Origin of the sequence: Pannonibacter phragmitetus DSM 14782, assembly GCF_000382365.1 — a bacterium.
GTDB classification, from domain to species: domain Bacteria; phylum Pseudomonadota; class Alphaproteobacteria; order Rhizobiales; family Stappiaceae; genus Pannonibacter; species Pannonibacter phragmitetus.
Window position 1 is genome coordinate 68,247 of record NZ_KB908230.1, and the last position, 17,419, is coordinate 85,665.

Genomic DNA, 17,419 nt, shown 5'->3' on the forward strand with positions numbered 1-17,419 from the left:
TGCCTGCGAATCAACAATTTGTGCGGCGCGTTTTGCGCCGCGCATCATTTCAGGGGAGCAAAGCCCCGTCTTTTCAAGGCCTTTGCGAATTTCCTTGCGCAGTGCGGCAAGATGCCCCCTGATGGAGAGACCAGCGACAGCGGAGGGTTGCCCGATGCCGCGATTGTTTACAGGTCTCGAAATTCCGGCCCAAACCGGCCTGCACCTGTCCATGCTCCGCGGAGGCCTCCGGGGCGCCCGCTGGATTGATCCTGAAAACTATCACATCACCCTGCGCTTCATCGGTGACATCGATGACCGCACGGCCGACGAGGTGGCTGATGCCCTGTCGCGCATCCGGCGGGACCCGATCGACATCCGGCTCAACGGCCTTGGCTCCTTCGGCAATGGCAAGCCGCATTCCATCTGGGCGCGGGTGGAGCCTTCCGCCCAGCTGGCCGAACTGCAGGCCGAGCAGGAGCGCATCCTGCAGCGGCTGGGGCTGCCGCCGGAGCGGCGCAAATACATGCCGCATGTCACGATTGCCCGCTGCAAGACGGCCAGCAACGCTGACGTTGCCCGCTGGCTGACGGAGCGCGGCAGTTTTCAGGCGCCAACTTTCCTTGCCGGGCGCTTTGTCCTGTTCTCCTCCCGTGCCAGCATCGGTGGCGGACCCTATCTGGTGGAAGAAGCCTTTCCGCTAGCCGCGTAAAGGGGTGTGCAACTGGCCTGCCTTGAAACGGGCCAGTTGGCGCGGCAGGCTGGGACCGGTTTCAGGCAGGGACAGAAGGCATGATTGACGGAGGTTTGCTGGTGCTGCAGGTGGTCAAGGCAGTGACCGGTTTCATTCTGGGGCTGCTGGGGGCGGCGGGCTTTCTGGCCTTCGGCTTTTTCCGGGACGTGTTTGCGCAGCAGGACCCGGTGATGGCCGGTGCGGTCACCGGCACGTCGCTCGTTTCTGCTGCCTTTCTGGGGGCTCTTGCCTTCGCACCCTCTTTCATCGCCATCGCTCTTGCCGAAGTGCTGCGGCTGCGCAGCATCGTCTATCATGTGGGGCTGGCGGGGCTGATCGCGGCCGGGCTCTGGATCATGGGGGACAGCAGCATCATCGCGAATGGCCGCAGCGGGTGGCTGCCGGGCACCACGGTGGCGCTGGCCTCCGGCTTTACCGGCGGGATCATCTACTGGGTGATTGCCGGGCGCACATCCGGCTGCTGGAGAGGCGCGGCCGACAGGCCTGATTGAGGCCTCCGTCCGGGTCAGAGTGATGTCTTGCCGTCCAGCACGTCTTTCGCAGCCTCGGTATGTTCCGGGCGCATATGGGCACGTACCATGGCGATGGCGCCCATCAGCAGCGTGGCATCGTCGCCAAAGCCGATGCCGAGAATGAAATCCGGCACCACGTCCAGGGGCAGTACGAAATAGGCCAGCGCCGCCAGCAGCGTGGCGCGCACCTTGCGCGGGGTTGCCGGATCAAGCGCGCAGAAATAGGCGGCCACCACATCTTCCATGAAGGGGACCTGCCGGGCCGCCTTGCGCAGCGTCTCCAGTAGTTTTTCCCGGATGCGGCGGGACTTCTGCTCGTCTGTGCCCAGCTCCGGCCCAAGGATTTCCGGATCAAAGCCGGGTGCTTCGGTATGATGCGTCATGGCCATCCTCTCCGCAGCCGGTGCTTCTTGTGCTTGCCGGCTACGGACAGAATATGGTGGCGCCGCGTTGCAGCCTCAAGGGATGGCCGCCGGACGCCCGTCAGAGCGCCCGGGTTTCCAGCACGCGCCGGGCGATGACCTGAGCCTGAATTTCCGCCGCACCCTCGAAGATGTTGAGAATACGGGCGTCGCAGAGCACGCGGGAAATCTGATACTCCAGCGCAAAGCCATTGCCGCCGTGGATCTGCAGGGCATTGTCCGCCGCGGACCAGGCCACGCGTGCGCCCAGCAGCTTGGCCATGCCCGCCTCCAGATCGCAGCGGCGGCCGGAGTCCTTTTCGGCGGCTGAGAAATAGGTCAGCTGGCGGGCCAGCATCAGTTCTGCTGCCATCAGCGCCAGCTTGTCGGAAACGCGCGGAAAGCTGATCAGTGGCTTGCCGAACTGGATGCGCTCCTGCGCATAGCGAAGCCCGAGGTCGAGCGCGGCCTGCGCAACCCCCAGCGCGCGGGCGGCGGTCTGGATGCGGGCGCCCTCGAAGGTCTGCATCAGCTGCTTGAAGCCCTGACCGGTCTCGCCGCCGAGCAGGTTTTCCGCCTTCACCTCGAAGCCGTCGAAGGCGATCTCGTATTCCTTCATGCCCCGGTAGCCGAGCACCTCGATTTCGCCGCCGGACATGCCGGGCGCAGGGAAGGGCTCCTCATCCGTGCCGCGCGGCTTCTCGGCGATGAACATGGACAGGCCCTTGTAGCCCGGCTCGTCCGGGTTGGTGCGGGCCAGCAGCGTCATGATGTCGGCACGCACCGGATGGGTGATCCAGGTCTTGTTGCCGGAAATCTTCCACACGTCCCCTTCCTTCACGGCACGGGTGCGCAGCGAGGCAAGGTCGGAGCCGGTGTTGGGCTCGGTGAAGACGGCGGTGGGCAGGATCTCGCCCGAGGCGATCTTCGGCAGCCAGTGGGCCTTCTGCTCTTCGGTGCCGCCGCACAGGATCAGCTCTGCCGCAATTTCCGAGCGGGTGCCAAGCGAACCGACGCCGATATAGGCGCGGGACAGCTCTTCCGAGACGACAACCATGCTCTGCTTGCCGAGGCCCATCCCGCCGTATTCCTCCGGAATGGTCAGGCCGAAGACGCCGAGTTCCGCCATCTGGTTGATGACGTCGAGCGGGATATAGTCATTGTCGAGGTGCCACTGATGCGCATGGGGGCTCACCTTGTCCTCGGCAAAGCGGCGCATTTCGGTACGGATCTGCTCCAGCGTTTCATCAAGGCCGCTGTCGCCAAAGACAGAATGGCCCTCCTGATGGCGGATGAGGTCTGCCAGCTCTGTCCGCAGCTCCGGGCTGGAGCCCTGTGCCATCAGGTCAGCAGAACAGGACTGCAGGGCAGCGGTGTCCGCCTCTCCAAGGCCGAGGCTGGCAAGGCGGATGAACTCGCCCTGGTTCATGGGAATGCCGCCGAGGACCTGCGCCAGATATTCGCTGAAGCCGAGGCGCAGGGTCAGTTCCTCAAGGCGTCCGAGGCGCCCTTCCGTCAGCAGGCGCTGGCCATAGGCATCCATCTGCCGCAGGGCTTCCACATAGGTCGCGAGCCAGGCGAGACCGTGGGTGGCATGCTGGTGCCGGTCCATGGCCTCCGCAGACAGGCCCTTGCCGTCCGTCACCTTCGCCCGCACGGCGCGGGTGGCGGCATCCAGCAGGGTGTCCAGCGCGGCTACGGCCTCTCCCGTTTGCGCAAACAGATGTTCCACTGCGCTGTCCTTCCCGGCTGCCCTACTGGCTGTCTTGTGTCCCAGAGCCATGCCCATCCGTCCGTCCCTTTGCATTTGTTGTTTGTTGCGTCGCATTCTGGAAAGCATGTTGCGCTGCACCTGCGGCTTTGTCGAGGCCGCAGCTCTACGCCTTTCGGCCAAGCATGCAGCGCCGCAAAGGCAACATGGGCTTGACGCCTGCACGCCAAACGGGCCACATCGGGGATATGAAGCTGATAAAGTCTCTGCCCGCCAGCTTCCGCGTCCTGTGGGATGCGGTCAGCCACTTCAATACGGATGATGGCTGGGCCATGGCCAGCCACGTGGCGCTGTCGACGCTGCTGGCGTTGTTTCCGTTCCTGATCTTCATCGCCGCGCTCACCGGTTTTCTGGGGCTCTCGGGCGTGGCCGATCAGGTCTCGGCGCTGATTTTCGATGCCTGGCCTCCGGTGGTAGCGGCCCCTGTCGCCGAAGAGATCAACAAGGTACTGACGGTCCGCCGTGGTGACCTGTTGACCTTTGGCGCCGTGGCAGCCCTGTGGTTTGCCTCCAACGGCGTCAGCGCGGTTCGGCTGGCGCTCAACCGGGCCTACCGGGTGCGGGAGACGCGGTCCTTCATCTGGCTGCGGCTGCAGGCGATCCTGATCGTGATCCTGGGTTCGGTGGCGCTGATTGCCTTCACCTTTCTTGTGGTGCTGGCACCTCTGGTGCTGTCGGCGGCCCTCAAGTGGCTTCCGGGGCTGGCGGAAGTCTTTCAGGAAATGCACGTGACCCGCTATGTCATCGCCGGTTTCCTGGGCTTTGCCGGCCTTTATGCCATTCACTGGCTGCTTCCGGCCGGGCACCGCAGCATGATGGATGCCTTGCCGGGCGTGGTGCTGACGCTGGTGCTCTGGGTGGCGTCCGGCACTGTCTTCGGCTGGTATCTGGCGGGCTACGCGGATTACGTCTCCACCTATGCCGGGCTGGCCGGTGTCATGTCGGCGCTGGTCTTTCTCTACATTCTTGCCGTGCTGCTGCTGATCGGCGGAGAGCTGAACGCTGCCATCCTGCGCCAGCGGATGCTGGCGCAGCGCAGGGCCGCACGTCAGGTTACGCCGGACGGGGCTTCCGGCGGATGAACAGGATCGCCGCCATGATCAGCACCATGCCTGCGATCTGGACAAGGGTGAGCGTTTCGCCAAACAGGAAATAGCTTTCCAGCGTCGTAGCGGCGGGCACCAGATAGAACAGGGAGCCGACTTCTGCGGCTGATCCTGTGCGGATCATGTACATCAGCAACAGGATGGCGCCGATGGACAGCACCAGAACAAGCCAGGCCATGGCGAAGATGAGCTGGGGCGACCAGGTGATCTCCCAGGTTTCGGTGAAGGTCAGCGGCACCGTGAAGAGCAATGCACCGGCATATTGCCAGGTGGTGCCGGTCACGTGATCTGCGCCCTGCACGAAGCGCTTCTGGTAGACCGTGCCCAGGCTGATGGCGATCACGGATACCAGCATGACGGCGACGGTGATGGATGTGATGCCGGAGGCAGCCTCGCCCAGCTTGGGCAGCAGCACCAGGAGAAGGCCGGCAGAGCCACCGGCAAAGCCCAGCCAGTGGCGCCAGGTGATCTGTTCTTTCAAAAGCCAGCCGGCCGCCAATGCGGTCACAACCGGCTGCACGCCGACCATCAGCGCCGCTGCACCTGCGGGCAGCCCCTGCCGGATGGCCCAGAACACACCGCCCAGATAGATGCCATGCACAAGAATGCCGGTGACCATGCAGTGAATCGAGGTCTTCACCGGCAGGCTCCGGCCGGAGCCCAGCAAAACACCAATGCCAATCAGCAACGGAACGGCGAAAGCGTATCTCAGAGCCAGAAAAACAAAGGGCTCAATGTACGGTGCTCCAAGTTTGGAGCCGATAAATCCGGTCGACCAAAGTGAAATGAATGCAATTGGGGCGAGTTTTTGTGCTTGTATAGACATATGTCTGCCGGGTTGCGGTGTGTGATGCCGATAAGAGCATGCGTGGTGAAAATTTAATCAGCAAAGGGGCCTATTCCTAGTGGTGTATTCAGCCTGCATTAACGGCTCTTGCTGTTAAGAATACTGAGCCAGCGTGTATTGGCTGTCACCTGATGGGAAAAGTCTGAATGACCCGGAACACACACACCCTTCCAGACCAGGGCCTTTCTGCGCGGACCGGAGGCGGAGCCCCTTCCGCAAACGGGCTTACAGTACGTGCGCGGATCTTGTCCATCAGTCTGATTACGGCCGTGGGTCTGCTGGTGGTGGGCGCAGCCTTCTGGTGGAGTCAGTCCAAGGTGGAAGACGCTTTCCGGGCTTCCGAGGCGAACACCAACCTGGCACGCGCGGCCTATGATTTTGCCGGAATTGCCAACCGGATGCAGATCGAGGAAAAACTCTATCTCTCTGCTCCGTCCACTGCCGTCTTTGACAGGTTCAAGGCCGAGGCCGCCAAGGCAGACGCCGGCATTTCTTCGATTTCTGCTATGCCTTCCGCTCAGCCGCTCGCCAACGAAACGGCGGATGTGAAGGATACGGTCTCTGCCATTGGCGGTGCTTTCGGTGAGCTGCATGCCATTCAGGAGAAAATCGGCTTTGATGGCAGTTCGGGCCTCCGGGCGGATCTGACGGCCTTCGCTGACAAGGCGAAGAACCGGATCAATGACGAGCTCAAGTTCGGCGGTGCTTCCGACTTCGAAAAGCTCGTCCGTACGGTCATGGAAGTGCAGCTTGCCGAGCGCAAGTTCACCCTTTCGGGCGGTGGTCCGCGTGAGGAGTTCGACACGGCCTTTGCCATGTTCACCAAGATGCTGGGCCGGGCCTATATTCCCAATGAGGTGAAGGCCGAGATCGAGACCAGCATGACGGCCTACAAGGCCGCGTTCGATGCCTATGCGGATGCGCTGGTGGTGCGCTCAGACAAGATCACCCTGGTTGAAGACCTTTTCATGCTGCTGCCGCCGCATATCGAAGCGCTGATCAGTGCAGCACGCCAAGGGGATGCTGAGGCGGCTGCGCAACTGGCTGATGTGCGTCAGCTGTCCTCGCTTGTGGTCTACGGTATCATTCTGGCCATGCTGCTGGGGCTGCCGGCGCTTGCCTTTGCCATTGGCCGCTCGGTGTCCGGTCCCCTGACGCGGCTGCAGAAATCCATGGAGCGTCTTGCCAGTGGCCAGACGGATGTGGAGCTGCCGCAGAGCAATTCCCGCGATGAGATTGCGGCCATGGTGCGCACGGTCCGGGTGTTCCGTGACAATGCGGCCGAGCGTATCCGCCTCGAGGCCGCGCAGGCCGAAGAGAATGCGGCACGTGATGAGCGTGTGCGCCGGCTGGAAGCCATCATCGGCACCTTCGAGCAGACCGTTCAGCGCGCGCTCGACAGTCTCGATGCCGCATCAAGGGATCTGGGCCAGGCTTCGTCCGCTGTGGAAGATGCCTCCGATGAGGTCGCGGCGCAGGCAGGCAATGCCGGCCAGAGCGTGCGCATCGCAGCCCAGAACGTGACGTCGGCGGCAGGGGCAACGGAAGAGCTGGCGGCCTCCATCAAGGAGATTGCCAATCAGGCTGACCGGTCGACGAAGGTCGCCAAGCAGGCTGTGGCCGGGGCCGAATCCACCTTCTCCACCATGCAGGCGCTTTCGAGCGCGGCGGACCGGATCGGCGCTGTGATGAGCCTGATCCGCGACATCGCCAACCAGACCAATCTTCTCGCCCTCAACGCCACCATCGAAGCGGCCCGCGCCGGGGAGGCGGGCAAGGGCTTTGCGGTTGTCGCAGCTGAGGTCAAGGCGCTTGCCAACCAGACGTCCAAGGCGACCGAGGATATCGCCGCGCAGGTGGAGGCAATCCAGAATGCGTCTGCCGGTGCCGTGACAGCCATTTCGGAAGTGCGGGATATCATTTCCGACATGGACAATCTGGCTGTGGCTGTCGCTGCTGCTGTCGAGCAGCAGGAAGCGGCCGTCAGCGGCATTGCGGCGAATGTTGCCGATGCGTCCAGCCGGTCGGAAGAGGGGGCCGAGCGTATGTCTGCCGTTGTCAATGCCACGCAGCACGCACGTTCCAGCGGAGACGAGGTTGACCGCCTGTCGCAGCTTCTGTCCGAGCAGGCCGGTGTTCTGCGCAAGGAAATCCGCAGCTTCCTTGAAGGCGTGCGGGCGGCCTGACCTGAGTGGCCGGAACAATGCGTCCGGGTTGATTGCTCCAGAGCGATGGGGCCAGAGCGATGGGGCTGAGCCGGTCTTTCAACATGGGTGGGTTTCCCGCCCATGTTTTTCTTTTTACGGACAAATCTTTCCATGTGAACCTTGTGTGAAGCTTGTCCGGCAAGGGCCTTTGCCTTGCCGGGCTTTTCCCGCTATCGATAGGCCCAACAGAATATATCGGGCCGCGGGCCGGGAGTTGTCATGCAGGAGAGTATCGTCATCATCGGTGCGGGCCAGGCTGGCGCGCAGGTGGCGCAGTCCCTTCGCCAGGGCGGATTTGCAGGAGCCATCCATCTTCTGGGTGAGGAGCCGCATCCCCCCTATCAGCGCCCGCCGCTGTCCAAGAAATTCCTCTCCGGCGAGACCGATGCCGAGGGCCTGTGGCTGCGCCCGGTGGCCTTCTATGAAACGCAGGGCATCGGCCTGAGGACCGGTGTTGAGGCGACCGCCATCGACCGCACAGGCAAGACCGTGGTTCTGTCGAGCGGTGAGGAGCTGGCCTACAGCAAGCTGATCATCGCCACCGGCACCCGCGCCCGCGCCGTGCCGCTGCCGGGCAGCAATCTGCCGGGTGTCCTGAGCCTGCGGTCGATCGCCGATGTGGACCACATCCGCAAGGCGCTCTCCGCCCATTCCCGTCTGGCTGTCATCGGCGCCGGTTACATCGGCCTTGAAGTGGCTGCCGTTGCCCGCGCCATGGGCAAGGCGGTGACCGTGATCGAGGCGCAGGACCGGGTGCTGAAGCGCGTTGTATCGCCGGTCATCTCGGCCTTTTACGAAGGGCTTCACCGGGAGCAGGGCGTCGATCTGCGCCTCAATGCAGGCGTTGCCGGGATCGAGGGCGAAGCGGCGGTGACCGGCGTAAGGCTTGCCGATGGCAGCCTCGTGGAGGCGGATCTGGTGCTGATTGCCGTTGGCGCCTTGCCCAATGCGGAGCTGGCGGCAGCTGCCGGGCTGGATGTGGATGGCGGCATTCTCGTCGATGCTTCCGGCCGCACCAGCGATCTGGACGTCTATGCCTGCGGCGACTGCACCCGTTTCCGCTCCGCCCGCTATGGCCGCGATGTGCGGCTGGAAAGCGTGCAGAACGCCATTGATCAGGCCAAGGTGGTGGCGCAGGCCATTCTGGGCCAGCCGGTGGACTATGATCCGCTGCCCTGGTTCTGGTCGGATCAGTATCACGTCAAGCTGCAGATCGCGGGTCTGTCCGAAGGCTATGACCAGACCATCACGGTGGGCGAGCCTGCCGAGGCGAAGTTCTACGTTGCCTATCTGAAGGACGGCCGCCTGATTGCCGTGGACAGCATCAACGCGCCCCGCTCGCACATGATGGCCCGCCGGACCATCGGTGAAGCCTGGCGCGAAGATCTTCTGCCCCCTGCTTGAGACGCCTTCTGTTTGTCCCGCCTGCGGGCGTCAGCGCCCGCTGGTGATCTCCGCGAGAAGACGGATAACCTCGCGTGGCTGCTCCAGATGCGGCATATGGCCGGTGTCTGCGAGGCGGTGCACGGCGATGCTGTCCGGCAGGCCCGCGCTCTGGCTGACGGGCAGCACGCCGTCCTCAAGGCCCCAGATCACCTGAACCGGCAGGGGCAGTGCGGCGACATCTCCAAGCGGCAGGGTCTTCTGCCCGTCACCGTCAAGGATCTCTTCCACGATCTCCCGGAGCGCTTCGACAGCGCCCGGGCGTGACCTTGCTTCCGAGGCGTGGCGGGCGAGCTGGCGCGGCATGCGGAAAGAGGGAGCGAAGAACTCCGGCAGGAGGGCGGCAAGGTTCTCTTCTTCCGAAGCTGATGCGTATCGGCGCAAAAGATCCGCATTGATCTGCGGGCCGAAGCCGCCGGGGCCGACCAGCGTCAGGCTGGCGATCCGCTGCGGCATGCGCAGCGCGATGAGCGCCGCAACGGCGCCGCCCATGGAATGGCCCGCCAGATGCACCTTTTCCAGTTCCAGCGCGTCCAGCGACTGGCCGACCGCCTTGGCCGAGATGCCGGCATTGCCGATGCGCGGCCAGCCCACGGCCGTGCCGTGACCGGGCAGATCAAATGCGATACTGCGCAGGCGGGTGGAAAGACCGGTCTGGATGTTCAGCCAGCCCTGCCGGTCGCCGCCAAAGCCATGCAGCAGCACCAGAGGTATACCGGTCTGGTCCGTGCCCTGCTCGGCGTAAGGCAGGTGGGCGGGGACATCGGGCTTCAGGCTGATGGACATGGCGGCTTTCCGGATCTTGAGGCGTTTGCCTCTAGATAACGTCCCGGTTCCGCTCTGCCTAGCCGCCCGAATGGCGGGCGGCAATGGCCGCTCAAGGGGATGGACTTTGCACCTGCCGGGGCATTAAATCGATTGAAAGATGCTTCTCATCGCTCTCCGGCTGGTCTAGAAGCGGCAAACCTCTTTGTTTCAGGGTGATTTTCAGATGACGAGCGCGGTGGATATCGTTTGCCTTGGCGAGCCCATGGTAGAGCTGAACCAGCATGAGGCCGGCGGTGCCTATCACCCCGGTTTTGGCGGCGATGTGTCCAACGCCGCCGTGGCTGCGGCCCGTCAGGGCGCCCGTGTGGCGCTGGCCACCGCCCTTGGCACCGATGTCTTCGGCGACAGCCTGCGCGCCATGTGGAAGGCCGAAGGTGTTGACGACAGCGAAGTCAAGGCCAACCCGGACGCGCCGACGGGCATCTATTTCGTCACCCACGGCGCCGATGGCCACCGCTTCTCCTACCGCCGGGCAGGATCTGCTGCCAGCCTCTACCAGCCGCGCGATCTGCCGCAGGACATGCTGGCCAAGACCCGTGTGCTGCATTTCTCTGCGATCAGCCAGGCGATTTCGGCGTCTGCTTGCGACGCCTGCTTTGCTGCTGTCGAGCAGGTGCGCGCTGCGGGTGGTCTGATCTCCTATGACACCAACCTGCGCCTTGCGCTGTGGCCGCTGGCCCGTGCCCGTGCGGTGATCCGCTCCACCATCGGCATGACGGATATCGTTCTGCCGGGCCTCGATGACGCCCGCCAGATCTGCCATGCGCAGGATGCCGAGGGCATTGCCGATGAGCTGCTGGCCCTGGGTGCCAAGGTGGTTGCCCTGACCATGGGCGGCGATGGCGTGCTGATTGCCACGGCAGAGCGCCGCGAGACGCTGGCGGCCCACAAGGTGAAGGCCGTGGACGCGACGGGTGCAGGCGATGCCTTCGATGGTGCATTCCTGGCCGAATATCTGCGCAGCGGCGATGCGTTTGCGGCTGCGGCCCATGCCAATGCGGCGGCAGCGCTTTCCGTCACCGGCTATGGCGCGGTCGCACCGCTGCCGCGCCGGGCGGATGTGGAAGCATTTCTGGCAGAGAAGGCAGGCTGAGGCTTTCCGCCTGGACATGTAACGGTTTCTTCACCACGAAAACGCTAGAAATACTGGAGTTTCAGCCCGTCACTGTGCGGGCACTCCCGTTGCGTTCCTGTGTTTGATCCAACCGAAACCTTCCAGCGAGCCTTCCCATGCACCGTCTGTCCCGCCTGACTTTCATGGCTGCTGCTGCCGGCATCGCCTTGAGCGCATTTTCTGCCGTGCCCGCATCGGCCTATGACAACACCTATTTCGATCCGGTCACGCGCCAGTGGCTGGAAATGAAGCTGACCCCGGAAGTGGCGGCGAAGATCGCCCGCCGGGAATATAAGCGCAAGACGGTGGACTACAACGGCCCGGAGGCAGCCGGCACGATCATCGTCGACACCACGGAGCGCCGCCTTTACCACGTGCTGGGGAACGGCAAGGCCATGCGCTATGGTATCGGCGTCGGCCGGGACGGCTTCACCTGGAAGGGCGAGGAAAAGGTGACCCGCAAGGCCGAGTGGCCGGGCTGGACGCCGCCGCCGGAAATGATCGCCCGCGAGCGCAAGAAGGGCCGCAAGCTGCCCGCCTTCATGGCAGGCGGTCCGGAGAACCCGATGGGTGCCCGCGCGCTCTATCTGGGCAACACGGTCTACCGCATCCACGGCACCAACGAGGACTGGAGCATCGGTCAGGCCGTCTCCTCCGGCTGCTTCCGCATGTGGAACGATGACGTGGAGCACCTCTACAGCGAGGTTTCCGTGGGTGCCAAGGTGGTGATCCGCTGAGGCTTCCGAGCGAAAAATACGAGAACACTCAATAGGTTTCGTCATGCCATGGCTTTGACCATGGCATCCACCCCGTGTCGTCTCCCGGTGTGGGGCATCTCTCTGCATCCATGTCTGGCTTCTCTCCTTGCCGGGGCGAAGCGGCATGGATGCCATGATCAGGTCATGGCAGGACGGAGAGAAGGGAGATGGCCGGAGCAAACAAAACCCGGCGTTTTGCGAGAAAAATACGAGAAAACTCAATAGGTTTCGTCATGCCATGGCTTGACCATGGCATCCACCCCGTGTCCTTTCCGCGCGTTCGGAGCATCTCTCTGCACCCATGTTTATCTTCTCCGCTTGAAGGACCGAAGCGGCATGGATGCCATGATCAAGTCATGGCATGACGGAGAGAGGGGAGATGGCTGGAGCAAACAACAGGCGGCGTCTTGCGAGAAAAATACGAGAAAACTCAATAGGTTTCGTCATGCCATGGCTTGACCATGGCATCCACTTCGTAACCTGTCCGCGCGTTCTGGGCATCTCTCTGCACCCATGTCTGGCTTCTCTCCTTGCCGGGGCGAAACGGCATGGATGCCATGATCAGGTCATGGCAGGACGGAGAGAGGGGAGATGGCCGGGGCGAACAACAGGCGGTGTCTTACCCGCCGGCAACCTCGCCGGGCCGGACGATCAGCCAGTTGAGGCGCAGCGGGGGCCATTTGGCGGGGGCGGCGTAAGGGATGTCGGCAAAGCCATCGCGCAGGCGGCCCGGATAGAGCGCGGCCAGCGAGCCTGTGGGCGTTTCGCTGTCACCCGTCCAGATCACCAGAACGCCGGTCTTCTTCACGTCCTCCAGGCTGATCCATGGGGCGATGGCGGGGATGTGATCGGTGAAGAGATGCGGCCTGTCCGCAGAGAACAGGGTGACATGGGCCGCCGGCCACATGTCGCCCGCCACATAGGTGAGCGGCGTGCCGGTTGCCTCGCGCCAGGCCGCTTCAGCTTGTGCCGCCACTTCCGCTCCGGGAAAGTGAATGCGCGTCGGCTTTTTCTTGATCAGCGGCTCCACCAGTGCCTGCCCGGCGGCCACGCTGAGGAAGATCATCTGCACCGCTGCGGCAGCCATGAGGGCGCGGCGGATGGACCAGTTGCCGTTGCGGGCCGAGGCGAAGCGCACCAGCAGAAGCCCCGCCAGCGTGAACATGGACGCGCCCCACATCTGTTTGAAGGCATTGCCGGTGATGCCGGAGACCAGCATCACGACAAGGGCGGGCAGCAGGGTGAACCACAGCAGGAACCGCAGATCCGCCGAACTGGCGCGGGGCGGCTCACCTTGTGGTGCCGTGCCGCGCAGGCCCGCCAGACCGATCCCGGCGAAAATGGGGATCAGCACCGGCGCCATGCTGCCAAACTGGCCGAGCAGGAAATTGACCGGGTTGAGAATGTGGTCTGCGATGCCTTCCGCCGGAACGCTGCGGCTCGCGGCATAGGTGAAGGTCAGAAAGTCTGTTTCCTTCAGCCACCAGACATGCGAGACAAAAAGCGCCAGCGCCAGCACCATGGCCAGATAGGGGCCGGGCGTTGCAAGGCAGCGGCGCGCATCGCGGAAGGTCAGCGCATAGAGGCCGATGCAGCCGATGAGCAGGCCTGCGAAATATTTGGCATAGAGCCCGAGCGCCGCAGTCAGGCCGAGCAGCAGCCAGTCAGCCAGCCGGCCATGGGCAAGGCCCCGGTGGAAGAACAGCAGCATTCCGGCCCAGACGGGGATCTGCAGGATGTTCGGATTGAACTCCGGCGCGGGCAGGGTGAAGTAGAAGGCGCAGCTGGTGGCCGCAATGGCCCAGAACCGCTGCCAGGGTGCGAGGCCCATATCCCGCCCCAGCAGCCAGATCGCCAGATAGGTGAGGGCATAGCAGATCTGGCTCAGCCAGTAGGCGCCAAAAGCATGGCCGCCGGTCAGATGATAGCTGGCCTCCAGCAGCCAGGCCTGCAGCGGCGGGTGCTTGGTGTAGCCAAGCGCCAGATCCCGGCCCCAGGCAAAGCCCTCCACCACATCCAGCGGCGGATTGGGAAACAGCACACTTGGCACCAGGGCCCAGAGCAGGCAGATGGCAAGGCAGTAGAAAAGGGTTGCGCGGGCGGCTGACATCATCGGTCGTCCGGTCATCGGGAGGCAGGATTTGACGGTTCGGCAAAGGCCCAGAGCCGGGCGCCGAGGAAGGTGAGCGGCGGAACCACGAAGATCGCAATGATGATGCCCACCGCGCCGGGCAGCTGGGTGAACTTCAGCAGGGCCGCCAGGGCGCCGTTGTTCAGCACGAAACCGGCGGCAGCCAGCACGAAGAAGCGGCGCATGCGCTGACCGGTCTGAACGTCATCCGCAGAGCGGAAGCTCCAGACATGATGGCCGGTGAACGAGACTATGAAGGCCACCAGAAATCCGCCGATATTGGAGAGCATGGGCGGCACATGGGCGAGTTCCAGAAGGCCGACGGCCACGGAGGCATGAACAACGGCGGCCGACACGCCGACGATGCCGAAACGGGCAATGGTGGCGAACTCCCGCACAAGCCGCTGCTGTTTGCTGCTCAGCTTCATGCCGTGCTCCGGTTCCGGACTTTGCGCTCTGTCCCTTCCGTGGCAATCGAGGCCGGAGGACTGCGAGCGTCTTGCGTTGCCGCGGGCGGGGTCTTGCCGCCGTCTCAGGAAAAATGCCCCCGGCCGGGCCGGAGGCATTTGCTTCTTGTCAGCTCAGCACGCCGTGGCAGTGCTTGTACTTCTTGCCCGAGCCGCAGGGGCAGACCTCGTTGCGTCCGACCTTGCCCCAGCTCGAGGGGTCGTTCGGATCACGGGCAACGCCGGTTGCCGCAAAGCCGCCAGCGGGAAGGTCATCGGCCATCTCGTCCTCACCCGTCAGCGGGTTGAGGTGATGGGGATGCATCTCACGCGGCTCTTCCGGCATCTGCGGCGCCTGCTGGGTCACCAGTTCCACCCGCATCAGCTGGGAGGTGGTGATCTGGCGCAGCTGGGTCAGCATGGTTTCGAACAGGTTGAAGGCTTCGGTCTTGTATTCCTGCAGCGGGTCACGCTGGGCATAGCCGCGGAAGCCGATGACCGAACGCAGATGATCGAGGTTCGCCAGATGCTCGCGCCAGAGATTGTCCAGCGTCTGCAGCAGGATCGCCTTTTCCACCTGGCTCATGATCTGCTGGCCGAAACGGCCGAGCTTGTCTTCCATGACGGCGTCGGCGGCTTTCATGAGGCGCTCGCGCACTTCCTCGTCGGCAATGCCCTCTTCCTTTGCCCAGTCGACGATCGGCAGGTCAAGGTTGAGGAGGGTCTGCACTTCCTTTGCCAGGCCTTCCGTATCCCACTGTTCGGGATAGGCGCGCTCGGGGATATGCCGCGAGACGAGATTGTCGATCATCTCGTGACGCATGTCGGTCACGGTCTGGCCGAGATCCTCGCCATCCATCAGGTCGATGCGCTGTTCGAACACCACCTTGCGCTGGTCGTTCATCACGTCATCGAACTTCAGCAGGTTCTTGCGGATGTCGAAGTTGCGCGCTTCCACCTTTTGCTGGGCCTTGGCCAGAGCCCGGTTGATCCAGGGGTGGATGATGGCTTCACCGTCCTTCAGGCCCAGCTTCTGCAGCATGGAATCCATCCGGTCGGAACCGAAGATGCGCATCAGGTCGTCCTGCAGCGACAGGAAGAACTTGGAATGGCCGGGATCGCCCTGACGGCCCGAACGGCCGCGCAGCTGGTTGTCGATGCGCCGGCTCTCGTGGCGCTCGGTGCCGATCACGTAAAGACCGCCGGCCGTCAGGGCCTTCTGCTTCAGCGCCTCGATTTCGGCACGGATCGCGGCCACGCGTGCATCACGCTCGGGGCCTGCTTCCATATCCGCCAGTTCGCGCTCGATGCGCATGTCCGGGTTGCCGCCCAGCTGGATGTCCGTGCCGCGGCCGGCCATGTTGGTGGCGATGGTCACGGCACCGGGCAGACCGGCCTGGGAGATGATGAAGGCTTCCTGCTCGTGGTAGCGGGCGTTCAGCACCGCGAAGACCTTGTCTTCCTTGCCGCCCTGATCACCGTTCTGCAACGGGGCAAAGGCGTTGGGGTCGGTCACGTCCACCTGACGGTAGCCGTGCTTGCGCAGGCGCTCGGCCAGCATTTCCGACTTTTCGATCGAGGTGGTGCCGACCAGAACCGGCTGCTGGCGGGACTTGCAGTCGTCGATCAGCGCCACGATGGCGTTGAACTTTTCGTCCGCAGTCCGGTAGACCTCGTCGTCATCATCGACGCGCTTGACCGGCATGTTGGTCGGGATTTCGACCACTTCGAGGCCGTAGATGTCCTGGAACTCGTCCGCTTCCGTCGCAGCCGTACCGGTCATGCCGGCCAGCTTGCCGTACATGCGGAAATAGTTCTGGAAGGTGATCGAGGCGAGGGTCTGGTTCTCCGGCTGGATGCGGACCTTTTCCTTCGCTTCCAGCGCCTGGTGCAGGCCTTCCGAATAGCGGCGGCCCGGCATCATGCGGCCGGTGAACTCGTCGATGATCACCACTTCGCCGTTACGGACGATGTAGTCCTTGTCGCGCTGGAACAGCTTGTGGGCCTTCAGCGCCTGCTGCAGGTGGTGCACGGCGCTGACGTTTTCCACGTCATAAAGCGACTCGCTGCGCAGCAGGTTGGCTGCACCCAGCAGGCTCTCCAGCTTTTCGTTGCCGCTTTCGGTGAAGGTGGCCGAGCGCTGCTTCTCGTCGATCTCGTAGTCTTCCGGCGTCAGGGCCGGAATGAAGGCATCGACCGTGTTGTAGAAGTCCGAGCGGTCTTCCAGCGGGCCGGAGATGATCAGCGGCGTGCGCGCCTCGTCGATGAGGATCGAGTCCACTTCATCGACGATGGCGAAGTTGTGGCCGCGCTGAACCATCGAAGCGCGCTCATACTTCATGTTGTCGCGCAGATAGTCGAAGCCGAATTCGTTGTTGGTGCCGTAGGTCACGTCGGCGGCATAGGCGGCGCGGCGCTCCTCGTCGGACAGGCCATGCACGATGACGCCGGTGCTGAGGCCAAGGAAGCCGTAGACCTTGCCCATCATCTGGGCGTCGCGCTGGGCCAGATAGTCGTTCACGGTGACCACGTGGACGCCCTTGCCTGCGAGGGCGTTGAGGTAGACCGGCGCGGTGGCGACAAGCGTCTTGCCTTCACCGGTGCGCATCTCGGAGATCTGTCCGGAGTTGAGGACAAGGCCGCCGATCAGCTGGACGTCATAGTGCCGCTGCCCGAGGGCGCGGCGGGCCGCCTCGCGCACGGTGGCGAAGGCAGGGGCCAGAATGTCGTCCAGCGTGGCGCCTTTGGCCAGCTGCTCGCGGAAGGTCTGGGTGCGCGCGCGCAGCGCGTCATCCGACAATGCCTGTACTTCGGCTTCGAGAGCATTGATGGCCGCAACTTTCGCCTTCATGGCCTTGATCTTGCGGTCGCTCGGGGAGCCAAAAATCTTACGTGCTAATGCGCCAAGGCCGGCCATGTGGCGGTCCTTCCAAGTGACGGGCGGCATCAGGTGCAAGGCCCCTGTCGCCGGCCCTCAAAAAAATCTCATTTCCGGTACACGGTTCACCTGCCTGCCCGCGCGCGGGCTGCGAAGCTGCCGTTCCATGGATGCCCCGCCCTTGAAGGTGGCACGGGACGTTCGACAGATAAGAGGGGGTAGGATGCTTGTCAACGCCGCCGCT

Annotated in this window: 14 protein-coding genes; 7 read left to right on the forward strand and 7 right to left on the reverse strand. The window is 63.6% G+C overall.

Going from position 1 to position 17,419, the window contains the following annotated elements:
- Positions 1–154: 154 nt before the first annotated feature.
- Both thpR and H163_RS0118180 read left to right on the forward strand, forming a co-directional pair.
- Entirely contained in the window at positions 155–691 is a 537-nt protein-coding gene (gene thpR / locus H163_RS0118175) for an RNA 2',3'-cyclic phosphodiesterase (RefSeq protein ID WP_026356026.1), read from the forward strand.
- Positions 692–771: 80 nt separating this feature from the next.
- Positions 772–1,224 (forward strand): hypothetical protein, encoded by a 453-nt coding sequence (locus H163_RS0118180; RefSeq protein WP_019966047.1) that lies wholly within the window; start codon positions 772–774, stop codon positions 1,222–1,224.
- A 14-nt stretch (positions 1,225–1,238) separates the two neighbouring features.
- On the opposite strand, the gene H163_RS0118185 is transcribed toward H163_RS0118180, so the two are convergent.
- Complete coding sequence (locus tag H163_RS0118185) at positions 1,239–1,634, reverse strand: YkvA family protein (RefSeq protein ID WP_019966048.1); 396 nt, start codon at positions 1,632–1,634, stop codon at positions 1,239–1,241.
- 94 nt (positions 1,635–1,728) lie between these two features.
- Positions 1,729–3,435: an acyl-CoA dehydrogenase family protein gene (locus H163_RS0118190; protein ID WP_019966049.1), complete on the reverse strand. Its 1,707-nt coding sequence runs from the start codon at positions 3,433–3,435 to the stop codon at positions 1,729–1,731.
- Positions 3,436–3,605: 170 nt separating this feature from the next.
- Here H163_RS0118190 and H163_RS0118195 point away from each other — a divergent pair, with 170 nt between their 5' ends.
- Positions 3,606–4,499 carry a YihY/virulence factor BrkB family protein gene (locus tag H163_RS0118195; RefSeq protein ID WP_040679211.1) on the forward strand — a complete coding sequence of 298 codons (894 nt, stop codon included), beginning with the start codon at positions 3,606–3,608 and terminating at the stop codon, positions 4,497–4,499.
- Here the strand turns inward: H163_RS0118195 and H163_RS0118200 are convergent.
- Complete coding sequence (locus H163_RS0118200; RefSeq protein WP_026356028.1) at positions 4,471–5,349, reverse strand: DMT family transporter; 879 nt, start codon at positions 5,347–5,349, stop codon at positions 4,471–4,473. The genes H163_RS0118195 and H163_RS0118200 overlap by 29 nt on opposite strands.
- Before the next feature lie 266 nt (positions 5,350–5,615).
- Between H163_RS0118200 and H163_RS0118205 the strand changes: the two genes are divergently transcribed.
- Both H163_RS0118205 and H163_RS0118210 read left to right on the forward strand, forming a co-directional pair.
- Complete coding sequence (locus tag H163_RS0118205) at positions 5,616–7,556, forward strand: methyl-accepting chemotaxis protein (protein ID WP_019966052.1); 1,941 nt, start codon at positions 5,616–5,618, stop codon at positions 7,554–7,556.
- Positions 7,557–7,796: 240 nt separating this feature from the next.
- Positions 7,797–8,981, forward strand: coding sequence for an NAD(P)/FAD-dependent oxidoreductase (locus H163_RS0118210; RefSeq protein WP_019966053.1), 1,185 nt, complete (start codon positions 7,797–7,799; stop codon positions 8,979–8,981).
- A 30-nt stretch (positions 8,982–9,011) separates the two neighbouring features.
- Here H163_RS0118210 and H163_RS0118215 read toward each other — a convergent pair whose 3' ends face one another.
- Positions 9,012–9,806, reverse strand: coding sequence for an alpha/beta fold hydrolase (locus H163_RS0118215; RefSeq protein WP_019966054.1), 795 nt, complete (start codon positions 9,804–9,806; stop codon positions 9,012–9,014).
- A 205-nt stretch (positions 9,807–10,011) separates the two neighbouring features.
- Between H163_RS0118215 and H163_RS0118220 the strand changes: the two genes are divergently transcribed.
- Together H163_RS0118220 and H163_RS0118225 are read left to right on the forward strand one after the other, a co-directional pair.
- Positions 10,012–10,941 (forward strand): sugar kinase, encoded by a 930-nt coding sequence (locus tag H163_RS0118220; RefSeq protein WP_019966055.1) that lies wholly within the window; start codon positions 10,012–10,014, stop codon positions 10,939–10,941.
- Between the two features lie 137 nt (positions 10,942–11,078).
- The gene (locus H163_RS0118225) at positions 11,079–11,699 is read left to right on the forward strand and encodes a L,D-transpeptidase (protein ID WP_019966056.1); all 621 of its coding nucleotides are present in this window, start codon (positions 11,079–11,081) and stop codon (positions 11,697–11,699) included.
- A 640-nt stretch (positions 11,700–12,339) separates the two neighbouring features.
- Here the strand turns inward: H163_RS0118225 and H163_RS0118230 are convergent.
- The 3 genes from H163_RS0118230 to secA all read right to left on the reverse strand — a co-directional run bounded on the left by H163_RS0118230 (position 12,340) and on the right by secA (position 17,214).
- Entirely contained in the window at positions 12,340–13,830 is a 1,491-nt protein-coding gene (locus H163_RS0118230; RefSeq protein WP_115336636.1) for a glycosyltransferase family 39 protein, read from the reverse strand.
- Between the two features lie 14 nt (positions 13,831–13,844).
- Positions 13,845–14,279 (reverse strand): GtrA family protein, encoded by a 435-nt coding sequence (locus tag H163_RS0118235; RefSeq protein ID WP_019966058.1) that lies wholly within the window; start codon positions 14,277–14,279, stop codon positions 13,845–13,847.
- Positions 14,280–14,427: 148 nt separating this feature from the next.
- Positions 14,428–17,214 carry a preprotein translocase subunit SecA gene (gene secA, locus H163_RS0118240; protein ID WP_026356029.1) on the reverse strand — a complete coding sequence of 929 codons (2,787 nt, stop codon included), beginning with the start codon at positions 17,212–17,214 and terminating at the stop codon, positions 14,428–14,430.
- Positions 17,215–17,419 lie beyond the last annotated feature (205 nt).